This is a genomic window from Pseudomonas sp. 2822-17, from assembly GCF_002742485.1.
GTDB lineage: Bacteria > Pseudomonadota > Gammaproteobacteria > Pseudomonadales > Pseudomonadaceae > Aquipseudomonas > Aquipseudomonas cyclaminis.
The window spans coordinates 1-306 of sequence record NZ_LJRZ01000755.1 but is presented as its reverse complement, the minus strand read 5'-3'; the positions used below and the strand labels follow the sequence as shown (position 1 = coordinate 306).

1 protein-coding gene is annotated in these 306 nt (G+C 38.9%); it reads left to right on the top strand.

Features of this window, described 5'->3' with window-relative positions; translation table 11 throughout:
• Nucleotides 1-117: 117 nt before the first annotated feature.
• A partial coding sequence (locus AOA60_RS33520) for a hypothetical protein (RefSeq protein ID WP_218240872.1) occupies nucleotides 118-306 on the top strand: 189 nt, incomplete at its 3' end.

Genomic DNA, 306 nt, shown 5'->3' with positions numbered 1-306 from the left:
CACTACAACATCGAATCCTGCTTAACTCTGATGCAAAGCTTTCAAACCTGACAAATGATCGGATATTAAAGATGTGTTAGAACAAGTGTCAATTCCAGTAGGGAATGAAACGGCAAGATGACTAAGACTAGAAGAGTTTTGAATAGTGTAAAGCTTCTGTTGAGGGGTTTGTTTGTCATCGGTATATTTGCTGCACTATTTAGCTACGCAATGTTTCAAGGAGGATTTGTAAGCTGGTTTTTGTTCTACACCATAACTACTTTAGTAGTGCTGATGCTTTTGTATGCAGCAATACCTCTAGGGAGC